Raw genomic sequence first — 23,286 nt, 5'->3', positions numbered from 1 at the left:
CGCCCCGTACGTCGCCGGCGCCCCGGCGCCCACCGTCGCTCCGGTCGTCCGCCGCCCCGAGCCGTACATGCGCCTGCAGTGGAACGACGCCGTGACCGGCGCCGTCGGCTACCTGGTCGTGCACACCCTGCGGGCGGGCCTCGCCACCGGCGGCACCCGGATGCGGGCCGGCTGCACGTTGTCCGAGGTCGAGGACCTCGCACGGGGCATGGCCAACAAGACCGCCACCTTCGACCTGCCGATCGGCGGGGCCAAGGGCGGCATCGACTTCGACCCGAAGGACCCGCGCGCCGTCGAGGTGCTGGAGCGGTTCTGCGAGGCCATGCGCCCCTGGATCGACGCGCACTGGGTGACCGCGGAGGACCTCGGCGTCCCGCAGCACCTGATCGACGAGGTCTTCGAGAAGATCGGCCTCGGCCAGAGCTACCACGCCGCGATCAGCCGTGCCGCCGACCCGGCCGCCACCCTGGAGCGGGTGCGCACCGGGCTGACCGCCGAGGTCGACGGCGGGTTCGAGCTGGGCGACGTGATCGGCGGCTACGGCGTCGCGCACGCCTGCCTGGCCTCCGCGGTGTCCTGGGGCCAGATCCCGGCCGACACCACGGTCGCGATCCAGGGCGTCGGCACGATGGGCGGTGCGGCCGCCTACTACCTGCACGAGGCCGGGATGCAGGTCACCACGCTGGCCGACGCCGCGGGCACCCTGCACTGTGCCGACGGGCTCGACGTGCCCGCGCTGCTGGACCTGCGCGACGGCTTCGGCGAGATCGACCGCACCCGGCTGCCCGCCGGTGTCGAGCAGCTCCCGCGCACCGCGATCCTCTCCGCCGAGGTCGACATCCTGGTGCCGGCCGCGATCTCCTACGCGATCACCCCGGACAACTCCTACGACGTCCGCGCCCGTGTGGTCGTCGAGGCCGCGAACGCCGCGACCACCCCGGAGGCCGAGGCCATGCTCGCCGCCCGCGGCGTGCCGGTGCTGCCGGACTTCGTCGCCAACGCCGGTGCGGTCGCCTGGGCCTGGTGGCTGCTGCTCGGTGAGGTCGACGACGACCCGCAGAACTCCTTCGACCGGCTGCGCACCGTGATGCACGCCAAGGTCGCGCAGCTGCTGGCCGCGTGGTCCGAGGACGGCGTCACCCCGCGCGAGACCGGGCACCGCTGGGCCGACGACCCCGCCCCGACCACCGGGCCGGTCGTCATCCCCTGACCCGCTCCACCCGCGGCGCCCCGTGACGTCGCGCGGCACCCCGTGCACCGGGGGCCGCGCGCCGGGACGGGGAGCCGCGGCGTGCCCGTCAGCCGGCGAGGGCGGCGATGCGGGCGGCGAAGGCGCCCAGGTCGTCGAGACCGCCGTCGCGGATGCTGCGGGCGAGCAGGTCGTCGTCGACCTCGGCGTAGAGGTGCACGATGAGGTTGCGCGCTCCGGCGAGCGCCACCATCCGGCCGGCGAGCCCGTCGTCGAGCACACCCACCTCGGCGAGCACGCGGAAGGCGTCGCCGTAGTCCCGCGGGGTCCGGTGGCCGTCGGCGGCGATGACGTGGTTGGCCAGGTCGATGCAGATCTGCGCGGCCGTCTGCACCAGGTGACGACGACGGAACGGGTCGGGGGCGTCCTCGGCGAGCAGGTCCCGGTAGCGCTCCAGCATCACCAGCAACCGGCGCACGCGGTCGGCGTCGACCATCAGCGCAGCCCCTCCCGCGCGACACGGGCGAGGAAGGAACGGGTCGTCTCCTCCAGGACGGGGCGGAACTCGATCCAGCGCATCCGGGCGTCCACCTCGAACCGGACCCGTGCGACCTCGTCGGCGCTGAACAACAGCCGGCCGGACTCCGCGACCCGGCCGCGCAGCTCGAGGCCCGCCCGCCCGAGGTCGACGACGTCCACCCCGGTCCCGAGCCGGGCGGCCAGGTCGGCGGCGAGCAGCTCGGTGGCGACGGGAGCCGGCTCACCGGCGAACAGCACCGCCACGTCGTGGTCGCTGTCCGGCCGCGCGGTCCCGGTGGCGCGCGACCCGAACAGGTAGGCCACCGCGACGTCGTGCGCGGTGAACACCGGGCCGAGATCGGGATCCACGACGGTCATCGTGGCACACCCCCGCGCCCTGACGTGGGCATCGACCCGGACCGGCCCGGCCCGACGGCGCGGCGGGACCGCGGCCGGGGCGCGCCGCGGCGGGGGTGCTCAGCCCCGGCGGTCGTCCCGGTCGCGGTCCGCCCCGAACTCCTGGTCGTGGCGCAGCCGGGCGTCGACGTGCTGTTCGGCGCGCCGCGCCTCCCGGGTCGACGCGGCCGCCCCCACCGGGTAGCCGGCCTTCATCACCCGGGTCTCGCACGCCTCGACCACGTAGACCATCGAGTAGAAGTAGCCGATCACCGCGCCGGAGGCGATGGCGCCCAGCCGCACCCACGCCGGGCCGGGCACCACCAGGAACAGCAGGGCCAGCAGCGGGATCAGCTGGACCGTCGTACGGAGGAAGTGGCGCAGCACCCAGGTGCGGGTCGTGACGTCGTGCAGCACCCAGCGCCGGTTCCGATCCGGCAGCCGGGCACCGAAGGCGTAGGCCACCCAGCGGAACGGGTTCGGACGCCGGATCCGGTCGTCCATCGGACGTTCCCCCTTCTCGGATCGCGCACCCGGGTCAGACACCCGGATGCCGGACGAGCACGGCGAACGGGTCCGTCCAGTGCCGTCCGCCGTTCTGCGGGGCGACGGTCACGCCGTCGGCACCCGGCAGCGGCTGCGGCAGCGGCCTGCCCGCCGCCGCGTCGGCCACGAGCTCGCGGACCCGCTGCCCGGCCCGATGGTAGAACTCCAGCTGCACCGCGCGGCCGAACAACCCGAAGCCGAGCCGGAACAGGGGGTTCGGGATGTGCGCGGGCCGGGAGAACGCGCGGATGACGAACTCGACGTCGCCGGTCGCGAGGTCCTTGACCACCTCATAGGTGAGCCGGCCCTCCTCCAGGTGCCCGTGCAGGGTCTCGTAGGTCCAGCCCCAGACACGCCGGCCGTCGACGGTCTCGTCGACGAGGCCGGTCACGCGGACGCCGAGGTGGAAGCGCATCGGCCCGAACCGGCCCTCCAGCAGCATGTCCCGCCCCAGCAGCGGGTCGGACGGGCGGAACACGCCGCGCAGCCGGTTCGGGGCGGTGAACTGGTAGTCGCGCAGCACCGCGCAGGCACGTTCCCAGGGTCCGTCGGGGACCGGGTCGCCGGGTGGCTCGGTGCCGACCAGGGCCCGGCCGTGGTCGACGTGCCAGCGCGGGTCACGGGTGTCGGTGGGGGTCTCGGCGTCGTCGAAGTTCACGCCGCGTGCGGCGAGCCCGTCCAGGTCGGCGCGACGGTCCCCGGGGGCGGGGCGCTTCAGGACCGACGGCCCTTCTCCTCGCGCCGCATCGAGTCGCCGATCAGCCAGAACATCGACGGCCACAGGCCGACGAAGACGGCGCGGCGTTCGGCGTTGCCGCGCTCGTCCTGGTCCACGGTCTTCGCGCGCAGCCACAGCGCGATGGAGAAGCCCACCGAGCCGAGGGAGAACCACTGGAGCTGGGCACCGCGCAACCCGACCCGGTGCAGGACACGTCCGACCGTCATGGCGGTTCCTTCCCCGCTCCCGGCGGATGTAATCCCGCAGAGGGGGTATGTCCACGCCGTGCGGACTTCCAGGACGGCCACGACGAGAGATCGGTCCACCCCGGTGACGGGGGACCGGCGGTCCCGGCGGGTGTCGGCGGTGCTGCGCTGGCCGGTGGGTCTGGCGCTGGTGTCGTGGCGCTACTTCTGGCGCACCACACCGATCCACCGCAGCGACGTCGTCGGGGACCTGGGGGACCTGCCGCCCGCCTCGCCGCAGGGCGCCGAGGGCGACGACGTCCAGCGCCCGTCGGACGGGGTCGGGACCCTGCTGCACCGGCGCTACAGCGTGCGCATCCGCGGGTCCCGGCTGAGCCCCGAGGAGCTCATGACGCGCCTCGCCGCGGACCCCGACCGCTGGTCACCGGAGTTCGCGGTGTTCCGCCGCACCCGTGGTGAGCCCGGCGGGATGGCGGTCGGCGACGAGTTCCTGATCCGCATGCCCGGCCCGTGGGACGGCCCGGTGCGGGTGGCCGCCGCCGGGCCGAGCGAGTTCTCCTTCGTCACCCTCGACGGGCACCTGGAGGCAGGCCGGATCGAGTTCCGCACCCGTCGCGACCCGGACCACCCGGAGATGCTGCGCTTCGACATCGAGTCCTGGGCGCGGCCCGGGGACCGGCTGTCGCACGTGCTCTACAACACCCTGCGGGTGGCCAAGGAGGTGCAGTTCAACATGTGGACGCACGCCTGCATCCGGGCGGCCGCCATCGCGGGCGGCCGCCCGGACGGCGGCGTGACGGTGCGCACCCGGCGGTTCGCGACCGCCGGATGACGCGGCGGGCCTCACCGGGCGGCCCGCACCTCGCGGATCATGACGACCCCGAGCCCGGCGACGGCGATCCCGCGCAGCAGCTCCACGTGCAGCCCGCTGAGCACCGGGGCCTCCGGCAGCGGCACGAACAGCAGCAGCGCCCCGGTCAGCGCGGCCGCGCCGATCCAGCGCGGCACCCCGGTGGTGCGCATCAGCGCCACACCCGTCAACGCCAGCCCGGCCAGGAGAACCAGCCCGCCGACCATCTGCAGCAGCGCGAAACCGGGGGCGGCGAGGATGCTGCCGTCGTCGGGGACCAGCTCCGGGGCGGCGCGGGCGATCGCGGGCGCCACCAGCCCCTCGACGACGAGGTGGCCCTGCGCGCTCAGCGCATTGCCCAGGAAGTACAGGCCGAACCCGAGCGTGCCGAGCACACCGGCCCGCGGGGCGAACCAGCCCCAGGCCGCGGGTAGGCCCATCATCAGCGCGAGCGCGCCGGCGTAGATCGACAGCTGCGCCCACGGCGAGCCGGGGGCGAGCAGGGACGCGACGGAGTGGGCGTTCCCGTCGACGACGGGGTGGGCGACGCCACCGGCGAGCGAGAGCACGGCGGAGGCGAGCAGCATCACGCCGCCGCCCACCACCAGGCGTCGCCGGGTGGGGTCGACGGCGGGGACGGCCGGGGTGGTGGGTGTGGTGGGGGCGTCCTGCACGGTCACGGTGGGTCCTTCCGGAGGGGCGCGTCCGGTCGGTCCGGCGCGGCGGGACCACCGTGCGCCCGGCCGCTTGCAGCCCACTTGCGGACGGGCTGCGGGCGCCGCGGGCACTGTCGCCCGGGCGCGGGGCGGGGCAGACTCGCCGATCATGAGCACCGACGCTCCCGCCTTCACCGAGATCTCCTACGACGTCGACGACCGGGTCGTCACGATCACCCTCGACCGCCCGGACCGCCTCAACGCGTTCACCCCGACGATGGCCCGCGAGCTGATCGCCGCCTACGACCGCGCCGACGCCGACGACGCCGTCCGCGCGATCGTGCTCACCGGCCGCGGCCGCGGCTTCTGCGCCGGCGCCGACCTGGGCCGTGGCGGGGCGTCGTTCGACCCCACCGACCCGCAGCGCGCCGCCGACCGGGCGGGCGTCGGCACCATCGGCGGCGTCGTCCGCGACGGCGGCGGCACCGTGACCATGCGGATGGCGGCGCTGCGCACCCCGGTGATCGCCGCCGTCAACGGGCCCGCGGTCGGCATCGGGGCGACGATGACGCTGCCCGCCGACATCCGGCTGGCCGGCGCCTCGGCCCGGTTCGGCTTCGTGTTCGCCCGCCGCGGGCTCGTCCCCGAGGCCGCGTCGAGCTGGTTCCTGCCCCGGATCGTCGGCGTCTCCCGGGCGATGGAGTGGGCCGCGACCGGCCGGGTGTTCGACGCCGCCGAGGCCCTCGACGGCCGGCTGGTGTCCCGTGTCCTGCCCGACGACGAGCTGCTCGGCGCGGCGTACGCGATCGCCCGCGAGATCGCCGACAACACCTCCGCGGTGTCGGTCGCGCTGACCCGCCAGCTGCTGTGGGGGATGCTCGGCGCGCCCAGCCCGTGGGACGCCCACCGCGCCGACTCGGCCGCGATCGCGCACCTCGGGCAGGGCCGCGACGTCGCCGAGGGTGTCACCTCGTTCCTGGAGAAGCGCCCGCCCGCCTTCCCCGACACCGTCTCCGACGACTACCCCGGCCACGTCCTGCCGCGCTGGCCCGCGCCGCCCGCCGACCTGACGGACTGAAATCCGGGTGCGCCGGCGACCCCGTCGCCCCTACCGTCGCCCCGTGGCCTCGATACGCCTGCGCGTCGCCCGACGGCGGCGCCGCACCTGATCCCTGCCGATCTCCTGGCGCCGCCGTCCGAGCAGCCGGTCCTCGTACCCCTGCCGGGCGGCGCCCCGCCGCGCCCCCGGCTCCCACCCCGGGAGCCTCCTGTGCGATCCCCCCTGCCCCGCCCGCTCGGCCGTCATGAGCACGGTCAGAACTTCCTCGTCGACGCCTCTGTCCCGGCCGCGCTGGCCGCCGTCGTCGCCGGGTACCCGCCCCGGCCGCTGCTGGAGCTGGGCCCCGGCGACGGCGCGCTGACCGCCGCGCTGCTGCGGCTGCCCGGCAGGCCGCTGACCGCGGTCGAACTCGACCCGCACCGGGTGGCCCGGCTGCGACGGCGGTTCGGCGACGCCGTCACCGTCGTCCACGGCGACCTGCTCGACGCCCGCCTGGACCGGCCCGTCGACGTGGTGTCCAACGTCCCGTACGCGGTGACCACCCCGCTGCTGCGACGTCTGCTGGGCGCCCCGCGCTGGGCGCACGCGCTGCTGCTGGTGCAGTGGGAGGTGGCGCGCAAGCGGGCGGCGGTCGGCGGCACCAGCGCGCTCACCGCCCGCTGGTGGCCGTGGTTCACCTTCACCCTGCACGACCGTGTCCCGGCCCGGGCGTTCCGGCCGGTCCCGGCCGTCGACGGCGGGGTGCTGGAGATCGCCCGCCGCGACGTGCCGCTGCTCGACGCCCGGCCCCGGGACCACCACCGGATGGTCGACGCGGTGTTCACCGGCCGCGGCCGCGGGGTCGTCGACGTCGTCGGGCGGCGGTTCGGCCGCGCCCTCGCCCGGGACTGGGCGCGCGAGTGCGGTCTCGGGCCGCGGGCACTGCCACGCGACCTCGACGCCGGGCAGTGGGTCCGGCTGCATGCCCGGGTGGCCGGGCGAGGGTGACCCCGGTCCCGCTCCGTTGCGCCGGGCGGGTGTCGTCTGTTCGGGTGGGCGGTGTGGAGCACTCGGAGCTGACCCGCCGGCGGTGGCTGGACCACGGCCGCCTGTCGTCGCACGCCTGTCGCTGACCCCGGCCTCGCGCACCGACTCCCCGCTCCGCCTCACCCACCGGCAGGTCCCGTGTCCAGCTCCGCCGTGTCCGATCCCGCCCCGACGTCCGGTGCCACGCCGCGCCGTGCCGCCGTCGCGAGCCTCGTCGGGACCACCATCGAGTGGTACGACTTCTACCTCTACGCCACCGCCGCGGCGCTGGTGTTCGCTCCGCTGTTCTTCACCGACGCCGACCCGGCGACCGGAGTGCTCGCCTCGTTCGCGACCTACGCCGCCGGGTTCGGGGCGCGGCCGATCGGCGCCGTCGTCGCCGGGCACCTGGGGGACCGGATCGGCCGCCGCGCCGTCCTGGTCGGGTCGCTGGTGCTGATGGGCGTCGCGACGACGCTCATCGGGCTGCTGCCGACCTACCCGACCGTCGGGCTGCTGGCCCCGGTGCTGCTCGTGGTGCTGCGCCTGGCCCAGGGGCTCGCCGTGGGCGCGGAGTGGGCCGGTGCGGTGCTCATGGCCGTCGAGCACGCCGAGACCGAGCGCCGACGCGGCCTGTTCGGCAGCTTCCCGCAGATCGGCTCCTCGGCCGGGATGCTGCTCGCGTCGGGTGTCTACACCGCGGTGCTCGCGATCGCGGGCAAGGAGGCGTTCCTCGCCGGGGCCTGGCGGATCCCGTTCCTGCTCAGCGCGGTGCTCGTCGTGGTGGGGCTGGCCATCCGGCTCACCCTCGCCGACCCCGCGGTGTTCACCGCCGCCCGCGACGCCGGGACGCTGTCCCGCCGCCCGGTGCTGGAGGTGCTGCGCACCGACTGGCGCACCGTGCTGCTGACCGTCGGCAGCCGGATCGCCCAGAACTCCGTCTACATCCTGGCGACGACGTTCGCGCTGACCTACCTGGCCCAAGGCGACTCGGGCGCCGCCGAGGGCGCCGGTCTGACCGCGGTGATCATCGCGTCGGCGATCGGGCTGTTCTCGACGCCGTTGTGGGCGGTCCTGTCCGACCGGGTCGGCCGCAAGCCGGTCTACCTGGCCGGCGCGATCGGGGCGCCGCTGTTCCTCGGGGCCTTCTTCCTGCTGCTCGACACCGGGTCCACCGTGCTGGTCGTGGTCGGCATGGTGGTGCTGGTCAACCTCTTCCACGACGCGATGTACGGCCCGCAGGCGGCCTGGTACGGCGAGCTGTTCGACACCCGGCTGCGCTACAGCGGGGCGTCGCTGGGCTACCAGATCGGGTCGGTCATCGGCGGCACGACGCCGCTGGTCGCCACCGCGCTGCTCTACGCCGGCGGCGGGACCCCGTGGCTGATCTGGGGGTACTTCGGGATGCTGTTCGCGATCTGCGTCGTCTCCACCGTCCTGCTCCCCGAGACCCACCGGGGCGGGCTGCGCACCGCTCGGGAGAAGGTGTCGGCATGACCGGCCGCATCCTGCTCAACGCCTTCGACATGGCCTGTGTGGGCCACCAGTCCGCCGGGCTGTGGCGCCACCCGTCCGACGAGGGGCACCGCTACACCGACCTCGACCACTGGACCTCGCTGGCCCGGATGCTGGAGGACGGCGGCTTCGACGCGCTGTTCCTCGCCGACGTCCTCGGCGTCTACGACGTCTACGGCGGCTCCCGTGACGCCGCCGTCCGCGCCGCCGCGCAGGTCCCGCTCGCCGACCCGCTGCTGCTCGTCCCCGCGATGGCGGGGGTGACCTCGCGGCTCGGGTTCGGGGTGACCGTCTCGGTCGCCTACGAGCACCCCTACGCGCTGGCGCGGCGGCTCACCACCCTCGACCACCTCACCCGTGGCCGGGTCGCCTGGAACGTCGTCACGTCCTACCTGGACTCCGCGGCGCGCAACCTCGGCCGGTCCGGGCAGATCCCGCACGACGAGCGCTACGAGCTCGCCGAGGAGTTCCTGGAGGTCTGCTACAAGCTGTGGGAGGGCTCCTGGGACGACGACGCCGTGGTCCGCGACCGCGCCCGCGGCGTGTTCACCGAGCCGGACCGGGTGCACGACATCGCCCACCACGGCCGCTGGTTCGACGTGCCCGGCCCGTTCCTGTCCGAGCCGTCCCCGCAGCGCACCCCGGTGATCTTCCAGGCGGGCGCGTCGCCGCGCGGTGCCCGGTTCGCCGGCACCCACGCCGAGGCCGTGTTCGTGTCCGGCCCGTCGCCCGCGGTGGTCCGCCGCTCGGTCGACGCCGTGCGTGCCGAGGCCGCCCGCGCCGGGCGGGACCCGCGCTCGGTGAAGGTCTTCGCGATGCTCACCGCGATCGCCGGGGAGACCGACGCGGCCGCCCGCGCGACGCTGGCCGAGTACCTGGAGCTGACCGACCCGTCCGCGGCGCTGGCGCTGTTCGGCGGCTGGTCCGGCGTCGACCTGGCGGGGGCCTCGCCGGAGCAGAAGCTCGAGTACGTGCAGACCGACGCGACCCGCTCGGCGCTGGCGTCGTTCACCGGGCCGGACCGCGACTGGACGGTGGGGGAGCTCGCGGAGTTCATCACCGTCGGCGGGCGCGGGCCGCTCCTCGTCGGGTCGGGGGCGGGTGTCGCCGACGAGCTGGAGCGCTGGGCCGACGAGGCCGACCTCGACGGCTTCAACCTGGCCTACGCCGTCACCCCGGGGACGATGGCCGACGTCGTCACCCACGTCGTGCCCGAGCTGCGCCGCCGCGGCCGGATGCCCGCCGCCGCCGACGCGGGCGGCCCCACCCTGCGCGAGCGCTACGGCACCGGCGACGGCGCCCGGCTCGCGAAGGACCACCCCGGGGCGGCGCACCGTACGCACTGACGCCACGCCATGACCACCGGGAGCGGAGCGCGGGGAGCAGCCCCCGCACCCGGCCGCCCCACTCCCGGTGATCATGGTGCCGACGGTCGCGTTCCGCGGTGCAGGGCCACCCCGCAGAGGCACGTCGCGACCCCGACCAGGTGGCACTGCACCACCGACGCGTGACGCCCCGCGCCGTCGCCGTACCGCCGTGTTCATCTCGGTCCCGGCCGGGGTGGCGATCGGGGGAGTGCGGGCATGGTGGGGTGGACGGGCAGCCGGGGCGCGGCGGTGGCGGCGGCGGTCGTGATCGGGGTACTGGTACCGGCCACCCAGCAGGCGTCCGCGGCCCCCGCCCGGGAGGCGTACCCCGTCGCGGCCACCGCGTCCGCGGCATCGCCCGCGGCAGGGGCCGGGTCCGCCGCATCCGATTCCGCCGCACCCGGTGCCGCCCCGGGCCCGGCCGCGGCGCCCGTCGCCCCGGCCCCGCAGGCCCCCGCGATCACCCACCGCGAGGAGCGGGTCGACACCCCGGCCGGGCCGGTGACCGTCGACATCGTCGTCGCCGACCTGAACCGGGCCGAGCTGCGCGCCACCCTGCTCACCGGCGCAACGGTCGGGGAGCGGTCGTCGGTGCCCGCGCACGCCCGGCGCGGCGGCGCCGTCGCCGCGATCAACGGCGACTTCTTCGACCTGGCCCGCAGCAACGCCCCGGCCGGCCCCTCGGTCCGCGACGGCCGGGCACTCACCTCCGCCGTGCCGCCCGGGCGGCGGCTCGCCCCGGGCGTCCCCGGCGCCCAGCAGGGCGACGTCCTCGCGATCGACGACGACGGCACCCCCCGTCTGGACCGGCTCACCCTCGACGCGTCCGCGACCGGGCCGGAGGGCCGCCTGCGCATCGACACCCTCAACGCCTACGCCGTGCCCGTCGGCGGGATCGGGCTGTTCACCTCCGACTGGGCGGGCGACCGGGCCGCCACGCTGTGCGGCAGCGACACCGACCGGGACGCGCCGTGCGCACCGGACCGGTTCGAGGTCGTGGTCCGCGACGGCGCGGTCACCGCCGTCGGCCCACCCGGCGGGGGAGCGATCCCGGCCGGGGAACAGGCCCTCGCCGGCCGCGACCAGGGCGCCGCCGCGCTGCGCGGGCTCGCCGTCGGCGACCGTGTCACCGTGCGGCAGGCGCTCACCGCCGCGTCGGGGACCGTGCCGCGGACCGCGGTCGGGGCGTCACCGATCCTGCGCGACGGCACACCCGTCGCCGGGTTGGACGCCCGCTCGCGCGACCCGCGCAGCGCCGCGGGCCTCACCGCGCAGGGACGGCTGATCCTGCTCACCGCCGACGGCCGCGAGTCGACCTCGGTCGGGATCACCCTGGCCGAGACCGCCGAGCAGTTGCGCCGGGCGGGCGCCGTCGACGGCGTCAACCTCGACGGCGGCGGCTCCTCGACGATGGTGTTCCGCGACCAGGTCGTGAACAGCCCGTCCGAGGACGCCTACCGGCTGGTGCCCAACGCGCTCGGCGTCGTGGAGAACTGAGCGTCCGGGTCGCGGGCGACGGTGACCCCGAGCATCGCGAACAGCTGCTCCACCAGCCAGTCCCGCAGCTCGGCGTGGGCGGGCACCCGGCCCGCCTCCAGCCACACCAGCACCGAGCCCTCGACCAGCGCGACCCAGCCGCGCAGGGTCATCAGCTGCAGCGGGGTCGGGTCGGGGACGCCGCCGCGCACGCACAGCAGGTCCACGATGTGGTCGCGCACGCCGTCGACCATGGCGTCGGTCTCCCCGGTGGAGACGACCGAACCGCTGCGCAGCAGCGCGATGTAGGCCCGCGAATGCCGGCCGACGACGTCGAGGAACACGTCCAGCGCGTCGGCCAGCTGCCCGTCCAGCGGGCCGTCGGTGGGCAGCGCGACCCGGTCGATGAGCTCCTCGGCGACGCTGCCCAGCGCCGCGACGTGCAGCTCCTCCATCCCGGAGAAGTACCGGTAGAACAGCGCCCGGGACACGTCCGCGGCCCGGGTGACGTCCTCGACGGCCACCTCCTCCGGCGAGCGGGCGCCGTAGAGGTCGAGCGCGGCGGACACGAGCTGTGCGCGGCGGGCCTCGGGCGTCATACGCCGGGGTGGACGTGCGGGTGAGGTCATCACCGACGAGGGTACGGACCCCACGCCTCAGCGCCCGAGATCGACGACGATCGTCCCGTCCGTGGCCCGCCCGACACACAGCGCGGTCAGACCCGGCCCGGCCGGGTCGCCCACGGTGGTGCCCTCCACGAGCCGGACGTGGCAGGTCCCGCAGAACCCCTGCCGGCACGAGTACGGCACGTCCGGGCGCAGCGCGCGGACCGCGTCCAGCGCGGTGCGGTCGGCGGGGACCGCGACGTCCGGGCCACCGGCGATCCGGACGGTGAACGGGCGGCCGTCGCGGATCGGGGGCGGGGAGAACCGCTCGGAGTGGAACCGCTGCCCTGCGGGGAGCGCCCGGCGCAGCGACTCGATCATCGGCGGCGGGCCGCAGCAGTAGACGGCGGCGTCGGCGTCGGTCCCGGACAGCAGCTCGGCCGCCGACGGGACACCCGCGACGTCGTCGGGGCGGCGCAGGACCCGGTCCGGGGCCAGCACGGCCAGTGCGTCCGACAGTGGCATCGACGCCCGGTCCCGGCCGGTGTGCACCAGCCGCCACGGCACCCCGGCGGCGTGCGCGGCCCGGACCATCGGCGCGATCGGGGTGATCCCGATGCCGCCGGCGACGAACAGGTACGACGGCGCCGTGGCCAGCGGGAAGGCGTTGCGCGGGCCGTGCAGCCGCAGCCGCACCCCGGGGCGCAGGGCGTGCATCTCGTGCGAGCCGGTGCCCCCGGGCACCTTCCGTACCGCGATCCGGTACACCGACCGGTCGTCCGGGTCGCCGCACAGCGAGTACTGGCGCATGACCCCCGAGGGCAGCTCGACGTCGACGTGCGCGCCGGGCCGCCAGCCCGGAAGCGGCTCGGCGCCCGCCGGGACGAGGTCGAGCTCGGCGACGTCGGGGCAGGGACGGCGCACGGCGTGCACCTCGACGAGCAGCGTGCGGTCCACCGGGGTGACCGGGCGGCGGCGCCGGGCACCGGCCGTCGCGAGGGTCTGGGTCACCGCGGTGAGCACCGACAGCGCGGTGGCCCCGCGGTTCGGGTGCGGCGGCGGCGCGGTCGAGCCCGTGCCGGGCAGCAGCGCGGGACTCATGCCGCGGACCCCTCGGCCGGGCCGGCGTGGCCCGCCTCGGCGGCGCGGGCGGCGGGGGAGACCGCGAGGTAGGCCACCGCGGCGTCGGTGTCGCCGTGCGCGGCCGGGTGGAACCGCGGGCTGAGGTAGGTCAGGACGGCGCGGGCGAACAGCCACGGCCCGGGCACCAGCCCGCGCCGGGAGTCCCGCAGGTAGTCGCGCAGCCGGGCCCGGCGCTGCGGTGTCCCGCGCAGGTGCGGGTCGCGGGCGCACAGGTGCCGGGTGCCGTCGACCCACAGCTTCGCCAGCGCCGGGCCCGCCACCGCCATCGCCCGGATCCGGCGCAGCCAGCGGCCGTCGAGGTGGGTGTAGAGGTCGTGCGCGACGTTGCGGTGCTCGACCTCCTCGGCGCCGTGCCAGCGCAGCATGTCCAGCATGTGCGGGTCGGCCCCGGCCGCGTCCAGCGCGGCGGAGTCGAGGATCCAGGAGCCCAGGACGGCGGTGAAGTGCTCGATCGCCGCGATCAGCCCGACCCGCTCCACCAGCCACTCCCGGGCCGCGTCGCCGGTCAGACCGCGGTCGCCGAGCAGCTCCTTGAAGATCCACTCGACCTGCTCGACGAAGCGGGTCACGTCGACGCCCGCCTCGACGAGGTGGTCCAGCGCGCCCTGGTGCGAGGTCGCGTGCACGGCCTCCTGGCCGATGAACCCGCGCACGTCCTCGGCCAGCGCCTCGTCACGGACCATCGGTAGCGCGCGGGAGAAGACGTCCACGAACCAGCGCTCGCCCTCGGGCAGCAGCAGGTGCAGCACGTCGATCAGGTGCGAGGCGAACGGCTCGCCGGGGATCCAGTCGGTCCGCAGCTCGGTGAAGTCGAAACGGACGTCGCGGGCCTGGAGTGCGATCCGGTCCTCGGTCGGGTCGGCGGTCATCGTGGACGCTCCTCTCGTACTCAGCGGGTGCCGTCGACGCGGGCGAGCGCGCGGACGAGGCCGGGGGACAGCCGGGACGCGAGCAGCCCGACGTGCGCCTCGGCGGTGACCGGGGCGATCGGCAGGTCCCGCTCGACGGCGCGGACCAGGCGGGCGGCGACGCGCTGCGGGGTGTACCCGCGCCGGGTGTAGGCGGCCGCGGCGTCGCGGCGGCGGACGGCCTGGGTGGCGTCGTCGGTGCCGGCGAAGCGGGTCGCCCCCGTGATCGGGGTGTCGACGAACCCGGGGCACAGCGCGGTGACCCCCACCCCGGCGCCCGCCAGCTCGGCGCGCAGGCACTGCGACAGCATCAGCACCGCCGCCTTGGTCGTGGCGTAGGCCGGCAGCGAGCGCGACGGGAGGTACGCCGCCGCCGAGGCGGTGTTGACGATCGTGCCGCCCTCGCCGTGCGCGGCGAGCAGCGCGCCGAAGTGCCGGCAGCCGTGCACGACGCCCCACAGGTTCACGTCGACGATCCGCTGCCACTCCTGCGCCGTGGTGTCGGCGAACGATCCGGCGACGGCGATCCCGGCGTTGTTGACGACGAGGTCGGGCACCCCGTGCTCGGCCGCGACCCGCTCGGCGAGGGCGGCGACGGCGGCCTCGTCGGCGACGTCGACGACCGCGGCCACCGCGCGCCCGGGCCCGTGCCGCCGGGTCACCAGGTCGACGGTCTCCGCGGCGCCGGCCTCGGAGACGTCGGCGACGACGACCCGGCCCCCCAGGTCGGCGACCTGACGGGCGATCTCGCGGCCGATCCCGCTACCCGCCCCGGTGACGACGGCGAGCCCGCCCTCCCAGCGCGACGCCCGGCCCGGCCGTCCCCCGGTGCGGACCAGGGCGGCGCCCCGGGCCCCCGCCCGGGCCAGCGCGGGCGCGGCGGTCCCGCCGCTGCGCTCGGCGACGAGCTCGCGGACACACCGGGCGATCACGCCCGCGCGCTTGCGGACGATCCAGTGCCCGCCGGGCAGGTAGCGGACCCGCAGGTCGGGGGCGTACCCGGCGGCACTCGTCGCCATCGCGGGGGAGACGTAGGCGTCGCCGAGCGGAGCCAGGATCTGCACCGGGACGTCGGTGCGGCGCGGCTGCGGGCGGCCGAGCCGCCGCGGCAGGTTCCGCCGGTAGAGCTCCAGGCCGTTGACCGCGTCGCGCACCGAGGGGCGCGGGATCCGCTCGGTCCGCGCCACCAGCGCGCCGAGCAGCCCGCTGCGGATCATCAGCTCGGGCAGCACCGGCACCCGGAACGCCAGCGTGTACCAGGAGTGCAGCGCCTGGGTGAGCACCGGCCGCAGGTCGCGGAGCCCGCGGCGGCGCAGGAACAGCGCCACGTGGTCCAGGCACGGGCCGGAGATCGAGGTGAACGACGCGACCCGGCCGTCCATCGCCGAGGGGGTGCCGTCCTCGCGCGTGACGGCGTGCCAGGTCTGGATCGAGCCCCAGTCGTGGGCGAGCAGGTGCACCGGGGCGTCGGGGGAGACGGCGTCGGTCACCGTGCGCAGGTCGGCGGCGAGGAGCTCCAGGTCGTAGCCGGCCGGGGCGCCGGGGGCGGCCGAGCCCCCGTGGCCGCGCACGTCGTAGGTGACGACGTGGTGGTCGGCGGCGAGGTCCGCGGCGACGCGGTCCCACACGTGCCGGTCGTCGGGGTAGCCGTGCACCGCGACGACCGTCGGGTGCGACGGGTCGCCCCGCTCCTCCACGACCAGCTCCAGGCCGTCCTGCGTGGTCACCGTCCGGGTGCGGCTCGCGGACTCCACCTCGTTGTGAGACACGCCGTCATCGTAGAAAACGTGTCAACAAGGCGCCACCCCTGGCCCGTCATCCGTCCCGGGTGGCCGGGCGGGACCGGTGATCGCGACGAGTGAGGGGCGCGGTGCCGGATCCGGCACCGCACCCCTCGCAGAAGACGATCACCGCGCCGCCGACGGCTGCGCCCGGGTCAGCCCCGGTCGTCGGCAGTGCGGGTGGGGTGCGGCGCCCGACCGGCCGCCCACATCGTCCCGACCCGGGCGGCCACCGCCTCGTGCGCGGCCGCGGCCGCGGTCCCCGTGGTGCGGACCCCGGCCAGCGCGTAGAGCAGCTCGCCGTCGGCGCCCAGGTCGAGGTCCAGGACGCCGTGCACCCGGGCGAGCTCCAGCACGAGCGCCGGGGCCGTGGTGCCGGCCGCGGCGGCCGCCCGGCGCAGCGGCCCCCCGTCGGCGCCGGGCAGCGTCCGGGCGCCCAGGGCGGCGGCGAGCAGGCCGAGCGCGGCGACGTCGGCCGACCCGACCGGGACCAGGCACAGGTCCGGGCACGGCCCCGGGCCGTACCCGGGGCGGTGCTGGGCGGCGCGCAGCGGACCGGCCATCCGGCGCCAGCCGCGCACCGCCGCCGCGGTCCCGGCCGGGGCGTCGACGTCGCGCGCGAGCGACCCCAGCGCACACCCCAGACGCCGGTCGGTGAGGTCCCACGCCCCGGGGTCGCGTGGCACGGCCCGCACCACCGTCCCCGTCGCCGCACCGGTCATCGCGCCTCCTCGTCGGCCCCTCGGTGACGCAGGTCGCCCGGCCCCGGTACCCCGTTACCCGGCGTGGTCAGAACTGACGAGGGGCGTAGGTTCGAACGGTCGTCCCCGTCCCACGAACAGAGGTCCCCGCGTGTCCACCGCTCCGCCCACCTGGTTCACCGACGCACTCGCCGAGCCGGGGGAGCCCGGCCGCACCGAGAGCGACGGCGTCGAGATCCGCTTCCGGAGCTGGGGCACCCCGGGCGGGCCCGGTGTGCTGCTGGTGCACGGCGGCGCGGCGCACCTGCACTGGTGGGACCACATCGCCCCGCTGCTGGCCGAGCGCACGCGCCGGGTCGTGGCGGTCGACCTGTCCGGGCACGGCGACTCCGGGCGGGCACCGTCCTACGACCTGGACCGCTGGGCCGTCGAGCTGCGCGCCGTGATCGACGCCGCGGGTCTCGGCCCCCGGCCGACGGTCATCGGGCACAGCATGGGCGGGTTCGTGTCGCTCACCGCGGCGCTGCGCTACGGCGACGAGCTGGCCGGCGCCGTCGCCGTCGACTCCCCGGTCCGGGACCGGTCGCCGGAGGAGCGGGCCGCCCGTGAGCAGCGGGCGTTCGGCCCGGCGAAGGTGCACCCCGACCGCGACGCGCTGATCGCGCGGTTCCGCACCATCCCCGAGCAGCCCGGCGACCTGCCCTACGTGCACCGCCACATCGCCGAGCACAGCATCCGCGCGGTCGACGGCGGCTGGAGCTGGAAGTTCGACCCGGCCATCTTCGCCGGCATCTCGCTGACCCCCGGCGACCTCGGGCGTCCCGGCTGCCGGATCGCGCTGTTCCGGGCCGAGCACGGCCTGGTCCCGGCGGAGATGGGGGAGATGGTCGTCGACCGGATGGGCCGGGCGGCACCGGTCGTCGAGATCCCCGGGGCCGGGCACCACGTGATGATCGACCAGCCGCTGGCCCTGGTGACCGCGCTGCGGACGCTGCTCGCGGACTGGGAGCACTCGGTTCCGGTGGTGGCCCCCGCGATCTAGGGTGGCCCCATGACAGAGCAGTCAGAGCTGACTCCTTCCGGACCGGCCGCTTCCGAGGAGGAGGTGCTCGTCGAGCGGCGGGACGGCGTCCTGCTGATCACGATCAACCGGCCGCGGGCCAAGAACGCGCTGAACGAGAACGTCGCGCGCTCGGTCGCCGCGGCCGTCGACGAGCTCGACGCCGACCCGGACCTGCGGGTCGGCGTGCTGACCGGGGCGGGCGGGGTGTTCTCGGCCGGGATGGACCTCAAGGCGTTCCTGCGCGGCGAGCGTCCGTCGGTGCCCGGGCGCGGGCTCTGCGGGATCACCCAGGCCCCGCCGGTGACGCCGATGATCGCCGCGGTCGAGGGCTGGGCCCTGGCCGGCGGGTTCGAGATCATGCTGGCCTGCGACCTCGTCGTCGCCGGGCGCGGCGCCCGGTTCGGGGTGCCGGAGGTGAAGCGGTCCCTGGTCGCCGCCGCGGGCGGTGCGCTGGAGCTGGCGAACCGGGTGCCCCGGGCGCTGGCGCTGGAGATGCTGCTGACCGGCGACCCGATCGACGCGACGCGCGCCGAGGCCGCCGGCCTGGTCAACCAGGTCGTCGATGACGGCGGCGCGCTGGAGGCCGCGCTGGCGCTGGCCGCGCGGATCGCGGTGAACGGGCCGCTCGGCGTCGCCGCGTCGAAGCGGATCGTGCGGGAGAGCCCGGACTGGGGCGCCGACCGCTGGGAGCGCCACGACGCGGTCGTCGGCCCGGTCCTGACCTCGGAGGACGCCCGCGAGGGCGCGACCGCGTTCGCCGAGAAGCGCGACCCGGTCTGGCGCGGCCGCTGACTCAGGCGACGAACGCCTCCCAGATCAGGAAGGCGTTCAGCCCCACCACGACCGCGGCGACGACGACCGCCGCGGTCGTGGTGACGCGGTGGTTGACCAGGTCGCCCATCACCTCGCGGCGGGCGGTCAACCACACCAGCGGGACCAGCGCGAACGGGATGCCGAACGACAGCACGACCTGGGAGAGCACCAGCGCCTGCGTCGGGTCGATCCCCATGCCCAGCACGAGCAGGGCGGGCGCGAGGGTCAGCAGCCTGCGCAGCAGCAGCGGGATCCGGCGGCGCAGGAACCCGGCCATGATGACCTGCCCGGCGTAGGTCCCCACGCCCGAGGACGCGAACCCCGAGGCGAGCAGTGCGATCGCGAACCCGTACGCGGCGACGGCGTCGAGCTCGGTGCCCAGCCCGGCGAAGATCCCCTCCAGGGTGTCGGTGCCGGGGACGTCGGTCCCGGCGAACAGGGCGGCCGCCACGACCAGCATCGACAGGTTCACCAGCCCGGCCACGCCCATCCCGAGCGCGATGTCGGTGCGCCCGACCCGCAGCAGGAACCGGGTGTCCTCGGGGGAGCGGGCGACGAGGCGCCCCTGGGTCAGCGCGGAGTGCAGGTAGATCACGTGCGGCATCACGGTGGCGCCGAGGATGCCGGTGGCGAGGACCAGCGAGCCGACGCCGTCGAAGCCGGGGACCAGACCCGCGGCCAGCGCGGGCCCGTCGACGTCGGTGCGCAGCAGGGTCGACATGAGCCCGACCAGGATGATCGCGAGCAGGAACACGATCGCCCGCTCGAACGGCCGGTGCCCGCGCGACTGCAGGCCCAGCAGCACGAAGGCGATCACGCCGGTGATCACCCCGCCGGTGAACAGCGGGATCCCGAACAGCAGGTGCAGGGCGACCGCGCCGCCGATCACCTCGGCCAGGTCGGTCGCGATCGCGACGAGCTCGGCCTGGGCCCACATGAACCGGTTCCGCCACGGGGTGAGGTGCTCGCGGCACAGCTCGGGCAGGTTCTTCCCGGTTGCGAGCCCGAGCTTGGCCGAGAGCGACTGGATGAGCATCGCCATCAGGTTGGCGACGACGATCACCCACACCAGCAGGTAGCCGTAGCCGGCGCCGGCGGAGAAGTTGGTCGCGAAGTTGCCCGGGTCGACGTAGGCGACGGCGGCGACGAAGGCGGGCCCGAGGACGGCGAGCCTGCCGCGCCAGCCGCGCCGGCGCAGCTGCTCCACGGTGACCGGTGCCGCCGCCGCGGCCGTGTCCGTGCTCGTCATGTGCGCCCCCGGCGAGGTGATGAGGTCCGACGAAGATGCAGTGTAGGCACGACTAACTCCGCTGGTACAGACCTGCGACGGTGCGGGCCGTGCGGGTCACAGGTAGCGGTGCATCACGTGCAGGCCGGTGGTCGTGCCGTCGGGCAGGGTGAAGGCGTCGGGCACCGTTCCGACCGTGGCGAAGCCCAGCGAGTGCCACAGCGCGACCGCGCGGGTGTTGGTCGCCACGACGGCGTTGAACTGCATCGCGGCGTAGCCGTCCGCGCGGGCGAGGGCCAGCACGTGCTCGCCCAGCGCGCGGCCGGTGCCGCGCCCGGCGCCGCCCGCGTCGACGGCGAAGCTCGCGGTCGCGACGTGCGAGCCCGGCCCGGCCTGGTTGGGTCCGGTCTTGGCGGTGCCGACGACCCGGCCGTCCCGCACCGCCACGACGACCCGCGCCGGCGGCGGGAGCATCCACATGCGGGTGATCCAGGCGTCGTCGGCGTCGGGCGGGACGGTGTAGGTGCGGCCCTCGGCGAAGATCGGGCGGAGCACGGCGAGGACGGCGGGGAGGTCGTCGTCGGTGGCGGCGCGGATGTGCATGCGCTCAGGGTAGGTAGAGGTCGCGCGGGCCGGCGTCGAGCGCCTCGACGCCGCCGCCGGTGTGCTCGGCGAGCCAGTCGGCGAAGGCGCCGGTCTCCGGCTCGGCGACGGCCACGGTCAGCGTGACGTCCGTGCCGTGCGTGACATCGCACAGCCGGTACGGGGAGTGGCGCAGGTCGTGCTCCAGGCGCCCGGCGCGGTCGTGGCCGACGGCGAGCAGCAGTTCCCGGTGCCGCACCCGGCGCAGCTCGCCGACCGTGTCGAGGGCAGCGGTCAGGGCGCCGGAGTACGCGCGGACCAGCCCGCCCGCGCCGAGCTTCGTCCCGCCGAACCAGCGCGAGACGACGGCGACGACGTCGGTCAGCCCGCGCCGGGTGAGCACCTCCAGCATCGGGACGCCGGCGGTGCCCGAGGGCTCGCCGTCGTCGCTGCTGCGGGCGGTGAGGTCCCCGGTGCCGGGGTCACCGATGCGCAGTGCGGTGCAGTGGTGGGTGGCGTCCGGTCCGGCCCGGCGGACGCGGTCGATCACGTCCTGGGCGGCCCCGACGTCGGCGACCCGGGCGACGGTGCAGACGAAGCGCGACCGGGCGATCTCGGTCTCCGCGCTCCCGTCGCGGGCGATCACCCGCACGCCGCGACCGGCCTCACACCGTGACCGCGCTCGCGATCGGCGGCGGGTCGGGATCGATTCAGTGCATCCTGGACGTGTCCGGTGACGAGGCCGCCCGCCTCACCCGGCGGTCTCCCTCGTCCACACCAGGCGGTTCCACCGCCGACATCGAAGGGACCCCCACCCATGAGCGACACCCTCCGCGTCCTGCGTTCCGGTCTGACCCGCGTGGCGCGCCGGATCGACGACTACACCCTCGCGGCGTTCAACCCGGTCTACCCGACCCCCGCCGACCGGGAGCGCTGAGGGCGCCCCCGGCCGGGGGAGTGCGGTCAGTCCTGCTGCTCCGGCGCGGCCAGCTTCAGCGGTCGCAGGTACACCCACAGCACGAACAACGCCCCGATGACCAGCATGCCGATGCCGGTGTCGAGGTTGAGGTTCGTCCCGCCGGTCTTGGCGAGGTTCTCCGGGTCGTCGCCCGACACGATCCCCATGACCAGCAGGACGATGCCGTAGACCCCGAACAGCAGGGCGATCACCGAGCGCAGGTCGAACAGGTTCGCCGCGGTCGAGGAGACCGGGGCGTCGGTCCCGTGGTGGTCGGGGTGGTTCTCACTCTTCGAGCTCATCGCAGGTCTCCGCTCAGCCGAACACGACGTAGAGGACGACGGTCAGGGCCAGCACCAGCGCGCCGAGGACGTTCGGACTGCGGTACCAGCCGGCGTCGTCACCGTCGGTGGAGTGGGTGCGCGCCTCCTTCGGGGTCAGGCTCCAGGTCAGCCCGACCAGCTCGGCGTCCGGCTTCGGGGTGGTCACCATCGAGACCCCCGCGGACACGCCGACACCGACGACGAACGCCGCGATGGCGCCGACGAAGCTGCCCGCCTGGCTGGACATCGTCCAGACCTCGGTGCGGACCAGGACGTCGACCAGCACCGCCGCGGTGGTGCCGGAGAGCAGCCCGATCCAGGCCGACGGCCCGGTCATCCGCTTCCAGAACAGGCCGAGGATGAAGATCGCGAACAGCGGCGCGTTGAAGAAGCTGAACAGCGACTGGATGTAGTCCATCAGGTTCGCCGACCCGGACGCGATGAACGCGGTGCCGATCGCGAGCACGCAGCCGATGATGGTGACCAGCCGGCCGACGCCGAGGTAGTAGCGGTCGGCGCGGCCCGGGCGCACCCAGTCCTGCCAGATGTCGTAGGTGAACACCGTGTTGAACGAGCTGATGTTCGCCGCCATACCGGCCATGAACGCGGCCAGCAGACCCGCGATCGCGACGCCGAGGATCCCGTTGGGCAGGACCTCCTTCATCAGCAGCGACAGCGCGTTGTTGTAGGTGATGCCCTCGACGGCGTCGCCGCCGCCCGCCTTCACCGCGGCGATCTGCGGGACCAGGATCCCGGCGATCATGCCCGGGGTCACGATCACCAGCACGACCAGCGCCTTCGGGAACGCACCGATGATCGGGGTCCGCCGCGCGGCGGACATCGACTTGGCCGACAGGGCGCGCTGGACCTCGGCGAAGTTCGTCGTCCAGTAGCCGAAGGACAGCACGAATCCCAGGCCGAACACGATGCCCAGCACCGACAGGAACGGGTTCGCGATCTCGGTGAGCGGGGTGCCGGGCCAGGCGTTCAGGTCCGCACCGGCGCTCGGGCCCTCGGTGACCGCGCGGGTCAGGCCGTCCCAGCCGCCGACCCGGTTGAGCCCGGCGACGGTCAGCGGGATCAGCAGCGCGAGGATCACGAAGAACTGCAGGACCTCGGTGTAGATCGCGGCCGACAGCCCGCCGAGGGAGATGTAGCCCAGGACGACGACGGCCGCGACCGGGATCGCCAGGTACAGCGACCAGCCGAGCAGCGCCTCCAGGACCAGGCCCAGGGAGAACAGGTTGACCCCGGCGATCAGGATCGAGGCCACCGCGAAGATCACCGCCTGCACCCGCTGGGTCGTCTTGTTGAACCGCTTGAGCAGGAACTCCGGGACGCTGCGGGCCTTGGAGCCGTAGTAGAACGGCATCATCACGATGCCGAGGAACACCATCGCCGGGATCGCGCCCAGCCAGTAGTAGTGCACCGTCGGGATGCCGAACTGGGCCCCGTTGGCCACCATGCCGATCAGCTCGATCGCACCCAGGTTGGCCGAGATGAACGCCAGACCGGTGATCCAGGCCGGCATCGACCGGCCGGACAGCAGGAAGTCGAGGCTGGAGGACACCGAGCGCCGCGCCGCGAAGCCGATGCCGAGCACCAGTACGAAGTAGAACGCGACCAACAGGTAGTCGACCAGGTTCGGGTTGAGGCGCAGGACCTCCTGGGCGGTCAT

Annotated in this window: 25 protein-coding genes; 9 read left to right on the top strand and 16 right to left on the bottom strand. The window is 75.3% G+C overall.

Annotation, left to right across the window (positions count from 1 at the left end; genetic code table 11):
* Positions 1–67: 67 nt before the first annotated feature.
* Positions 68–1,210 (top strand): Glu/Leu/Phe/Val family dehydrogenase, encoded by a 1,143-nt coding sequence (locus tag ATL51_RS08050; RefSeq protein ID WP_100880563.1) that lies wholly within the window; start codon positions 68–70, stop codon positions 1,208–1,210.
* An 88-nt stretch (positions 1,211–1,298) separates the two neighbouring features.
* On the opposite strand, the gene hepT is transcribed toward ATL51_RS08050, so the two are convergent.
* The 5 genes from hepT to ATL51_RS08025 form a co-directional block, all read right to left on the bottom strand.
* Positions 1,299–1,685, bottom strand: coding sequence for a type VII toxin-antitoxin system HepT family RNase toxin (hepT, locus tag ATL51_RS08045; RefSeq protein ID WP_073574336.1), 387 nt, complete (start codon positions 1,683–1,685; stop codon positions 1,299–1,301).
* Positions 1,685–2,086, bottom strand: coding sequence for a type VII toxin-antitoxin system MntA family adenylyltransferase antitoxin (gene mntA / locus ATL51_RS08040; protein ID WP_100878195.1), 402 nt, complete (start codon positions 2,084–2,086; stop codon positions 1,685–1,687). The genes hepT and mntA overlap by 1 nt, the downstream gene beginning before the upstream one ends.
* 99 nt (positions 2,087–2,185) lie before the next feature.
* Positions 2,186–2,608, bottom strand: a complete 423-nt coding sequence (locus ATL51_RS08035) for a DUF5313 family protein (RefSeq protein ID WP_100878194.1) — start codon at positions 2,606–2,608, stop codon at positions 2,186–2,188.
* 34 nt (positions 2,609–2,642) lie between these two features.
* Positions 2,643–3,308 (bottom strand): DUF1990 family protein, encoded by a 666-nt coding sequence (locus tag ATL51_RS08030; protein ID WP_251785197.1) that lies wholly within the window; start codon positions 3,306–3,308, stop codon positions 2,643–2,645.
* A gap of 56 nt (positions 3,309–3,364) precedes the next feature.
* Complete coding sequence (locus tag ATL51_RS08025) at positions 3,365–3,595, bottom strand: hypothetical protein (RefSeq protein WP_062403384.1); 231 nt, start codon at positions 3,593–3,595, stop codon at positions 3,365–3,367.
* Between the two features lie 103 nt (positions 3,596–3,698).
* Between ATL51_RS08025 and ATL51_RS08020 the strand changes: the two genes are divergently transcribed.
* On the top strand, positions 3,699–4,406 hold the full coding sequence (locus tag ATL51_RS08020; RefSeq protein WP_073574333.1) for a DUF1990 family protein: 708 nt from the start codon (positions 3,699–3,701) through the stop codon (positions 4,404–4,406).
* An 11-nt stretch (positions 4,407–4,417) separates the two neighbouring features.
* Here ATL51_RS08020 and ATL51_RS08015 read toward each other — a convergent pair whose 3' ends face one another.
* The gene (locus ATL51_RS08015; protein ID WP_100878193.1) at positions 4,418–5,104 is read right to left on the bottom strand and encodes a hypothetical protein; all 687 of its coding nucleotides are present in this window, start codon (positions 5,102–5,104) and stop codon (positions 4,418–4,420) included.
* Between the two features lie 145 nt (positions 5,105–5,249).
* Here ATL51_RS08015 and ATL51_RS08010 point away from each other — a divergent pair, with 145 nt between their 5' ends.
* The 5 genes from ATL51_RS08010 (at position 5,250) to ATL51_RS07985 (ending at position 11,524) form a co-directional block, all read left to right on the top strand.
* On the top strand, positions 5,250–6,158 hold the full coding sequence (locus tag ATL51_RS08010) for an enoyl-CoA hydratase-related protein (RefSeq protein WP_100878192.1): 909 nt from the start codon (positions 5,250–5,252) through the stop codon (positions 6,156–6,158).
* A 204-nt stretch (positions 6,159–6,362) separates the two neighbouring features.
* Positions 6,363–7,127, top strand: a complete 765-nt coding sequence (gene erm, locus ATL51_RS08000) for a 23S ribosomal RNA methyltransferase Erm (RefSeq protein ID WP_100880561.1) — start codon at positions 6,363–6,365, stop codon at positions 7,125–7,127.
* 177 nt (positions 7,128–7,304) lie between these two features.
* Complete coding sequence (locus tag ATL51_RS07995; protein ID WP_301548939.1) at positions 7,305–8,642, top strand: MFS transporter; 1,338 nt, start codon at positions 7,305–7,307, stop codon at positions 8,640–8,642.
* On the top strand, positions 8,639–10,006 hold the full coding sequence (locus ATL51_RS07990; protein ID WP_073574331.1) for an LLM class flavin-dependent oxidoreductase: 1,368 nt from the start codon (positions 8,639–8,641) through the stop codon (positions 10,004–10,006). The genes ATL51_RS07995 and ATL51_RS07990 overlap by 4 nt, the downstream gene beginning before the upstream one ends.
* A gap of 237 nt (positions 10,007–10,243) precedes the next feature.
* Positions 10,244–11,524 carry a phosphodiester glycosidase family protein gene (locus ATL51_RS07985; RefSeq protein WP_100878190.1) on the top strand — a complete coding sequence of 427 codons (1,281 nt, stop codon included), beginning with the start codon at positions 10,244–10,246 and terminating at the stop codon, positions 11,522–11,524.
* On the opposite strand, the gene ATL51_RS07980 is transcribed toward ATL51_RS07985, so the two are convergent.
* The 5 genes from ATL51_RS07980 to ATL51_RS07960 form a co-directional block, all read right to left on the bottom strand.
* Positions 11,482–12,132, bottom strand: a complete 651-nt coding sequence (locus ATL51_RS07980) for a TetR/AcrR family transcriptional regulator (protein WP_246352729.1) — start codon at positions 12,130–12,132, stop codon at positions 11,482–11,484. The two genes, ATL51_RS07985 and ATL51_RS07980, sit on opposite strands and share 43 nt — an antisense overlap.
* A gap of 27 nt (positions 12,133–12,159) precedes the next feature.
* Positions 12,160–13,209 (bottom strand): PDR/VanB family oxidoreductase, encoded by a 1,050-nt coding sequence (locus ATL51_RS07975; RefSeq protein WP_100878188.1) that lies wholly within the window; start codon positions 13,207–13,209, stop codon positions 12,160–12,162.
* On the bottom strand, positions 13,206–14,120 hold the full coding sequence (locus tag ATL51_RS07970; RefSeq protein WP_100878187.1) for a metal-dependent hydrolase: 915 nt from the start codon (positions 14,118–14,120) through the stop codon (positions 13,206–13,208). The genes ATL51_RS07975 and ATL51_RS07970 overlap by 4 nt, the downstream gene beginning before the upstream one ends.
* A gap of 20 nt (positions 14,121–14,140) precedes the next feature.
* Positions 14,141–15,928, bottom strand: coding sequence for an SDR family oxidoreductase (locus ATL51_RS07965; RefSeq protein ID WP_301548938.1), 1,788 nt, complete (start codon positions 15,926–15,928; stop codon positions 14,141–14,143).
* 167 nt (positions 15,929–16,095) lie between these two features.
* Positions 16,096–16,662: a hypothetical protein gene (locus tag ATL51_RS07960; RefSeq protein ID WP_100878185.1), complete on the bottom strand. Its 567-nt coding sequence runs from the start codon at positions 16,660–16,662 to the stop codon at positions 16,096–16,098.
* Positions 16,663–16,792: 130 nt separating this feature from the next.
* On the opposite strand from ATL51_RS07960, the gene ATL51_RS07955 reads away from it, so the two are divergent.
* Entirely contained in the window at positions 16,793–17,683 is an 891-nt protein-coding gene (locus ATL51_RS07955; RefSeq protein WP_100878184.1) for an alpha/beta fold hydrolase, read from the top strand.
* 9 nt (positions 17,684–17,692) lie between these two features.
* Positions 17,693–18,496 (top strand): crotonase/enoyl-CoA hydratase family protein, encoded by an 804-nt coding sequence (locus ATL51_RS07950; RefSeq protein ID WP_100878183.1) that lies wholly within the window; start codon positions 17,693–17,695, stop codon positions 18,494–18,496.
* A 1-nt stretch (position 18,497) separates the two neighbouring features.
* Here the strand turns inward: ATL51_RS07950 and ATL51_RS07945 are convergent, their stop codons facing one another.
* The 5 genes from ATL51_RS07945 to ATL51_RS07925 form a co-directional block, all read right to left on the bottom strand.
* A complete protein-coding gene (locus ATL51_RS07945) occupies positions 18,498–19,766 on the bottom strand; it encodes an Nramp family divalent metal transporter (protein ID WP_100878182.1) in 1,269 nt (422 codons plus the stop codon).
* 96 nt (positions 19,767–19,862) lie between these two features.
* Positions 19,863–20,348, bottom strand: coding sequence for a GNAT family N-acetyltransferase (locus tag ATL51_RS07940; protein ID WP_100878181.1), 486 nt, complete (start codon positions 20,346–20,348; stop codon positions 19,863–19,865).
* Positions 20,349–20,352: 4 nt separating this feature from the next.
* Complete coding sequence (locus tag ATL51_RS07935) at positions 20,353–20,979, bottom strand: IMPACT family protein (protein ID WP_100878180.1); 627 nt, start codon at positions 20,977–20,979, stop codon at positions 20,353–20,355.
* A 311-nt stretch (positions 20,980–21,290) separates the two neighbouring features.
* On the bottom strand, positions 21,291–21,587 hold the full coding sequence (locus ATL51_RS07930) for a hypothetical protein (protein ID WP_224402010.1): 297 nt from the start codon (positions 21,585–21,587) through the stop codon (positions 21,291–21,293).
* A 13-nt stretch (positions 21,588–21,600) separates the two neighbouring features.
* A complete protein-coding gene (locus tag ATL51_RS07925) occupies positions 21,601–23,286 on the bottom strand; it encodes a sodium:solute symporter family protein (protein WP_100878179.1) in 1,686 nt (561 codons plus the stop codon).

Origin of the sequence: Pseudonocardia alni (assembly GCF_002813375.1) — a bacterium.
Classification (GTDB): Bacteria; Actinomycetota; Actinomycetes; order Mycobacteriales; family Pseudonocardiaceae; genus Pseudonocardia; species Pseudonocardia alni.
This window is presented reverse-complemented; position numbering and strand designations above follow the sequence as displayed.

Coding starts and splice junctions, on each gene's coding strand:
- mntA (WP_100878195.1), bottom strand. CDS start 2,086: ATGACCGTCGTGGATCCCGATCTCGGCCCGGTGTTCACCGCGCACGAC.
- ATL51_RS08010 (WP_100878192.1), top strand. CDS start 5,250: ATGAGCACCGACGCTCCCGCCTTCACCGAGATCTCCTACGACGTCGAC.
- ATL51_RS07950 (WP_100878183.1), top strand. CDS start 17,693: ATGACAGAGCAGTCAGAGCTGACTCCTTCCGGACCGGCCGCTTCCGAG.
- ATL51_RS07960 (WP_100878185.1), bottom strand. CDS start 16,662: ATGACCGGTGCGGCGACGGGGACGGTGGTGCGGGCCGTGCCACGCGAC.
- ATL51_RS08050 (WP_100880563.1), top strand. CDS start 68: ATGCGCCTGCAGTGGAACGACGCCGTGACCGGCGCCGTCGGCTACCTG.
- ATL51_RS07940 (WP_100878181.1), bottom strand. CDS start 20,348: ATGCACATCCGCGCCGCCACCGACGACGACCTCCCCGCCGTCCTCGCC.
- ATL51_RS07930 (WP_224402010.1), bottom strand. CDS start 21,587: ATGAGCTCGAAGAGTGAGAACCACCCCGACCACCACGGGACCGACGCC.
- ATL51_RS08025 (WP_062403384.1), bottom strand. CDS start 3,595: ATGACGGTCGGACGTGTCCTGCACCGGGTCGGGTTGCGCGGTGCCCAG.
- ATL51_RS07980 (WP_246352729.1), bottom strand. CDS start 12,132: ATGACCTCACCCGCACGTCCACCCCGGCGTATGACGCCCGAGGCCCGC.
- ATL51_RS07990 (WP_073574331.1), top strand. CDS start 8,639: ATGACCGGCCGCATCCTGCTCAACGCCTTCGACATGGCCTGTGTGGGC.
- hepT (WP_073574336.1), bottom strand. CDS start 1,685: ATGGTCGACGCCGACCGCGTGCGCCGGTTGCTGGTGATGCTGGAGCGC.
- ATL51_RS07945 (WP_100878182.1), bottom strand. CDS start 19,766: ATGACGAGCACGGACACGGCCGCGGCGGCGGCACCGGTCACCGTGGAG.
- ATL51_RS07925 (WP_100878179.1), bottom strand. CDS start 23,286: ATGACCGCCCAGGAGGTCCTGCGCCTCAACCCGAACCTGGTCGACTAC.
- ATL51_RS07975 (WP_100878188.1), bottom strand. CDS start 13,209: ATGAGTCCCGCGCTGCTGCCCGGCACGGGCTCGACCGCGCCGCCGCCG.
- ATL51_RS08035 (WP_100878194.1), bottom strand. CDS start 2,608: ATGGACGACCGGATCCGGCGTCCGAACCCGTTCCGCTGGGTGGCCTAC.
- ATL51_RS07970 (WP_100878187.1), bottom strand. CDS start 14,120: ATGACCGCCGACCCGACCGAGGACCGGATCGCACTCCAGGCCCGCGAC.
- ATL51_RS07985 (WP_100878190.1), top strand. CDS start 10,244: ATGGTGGGGTGGACGGGCAGCCGGGGCGCGGCGGTGGCGGCGGCGGTC.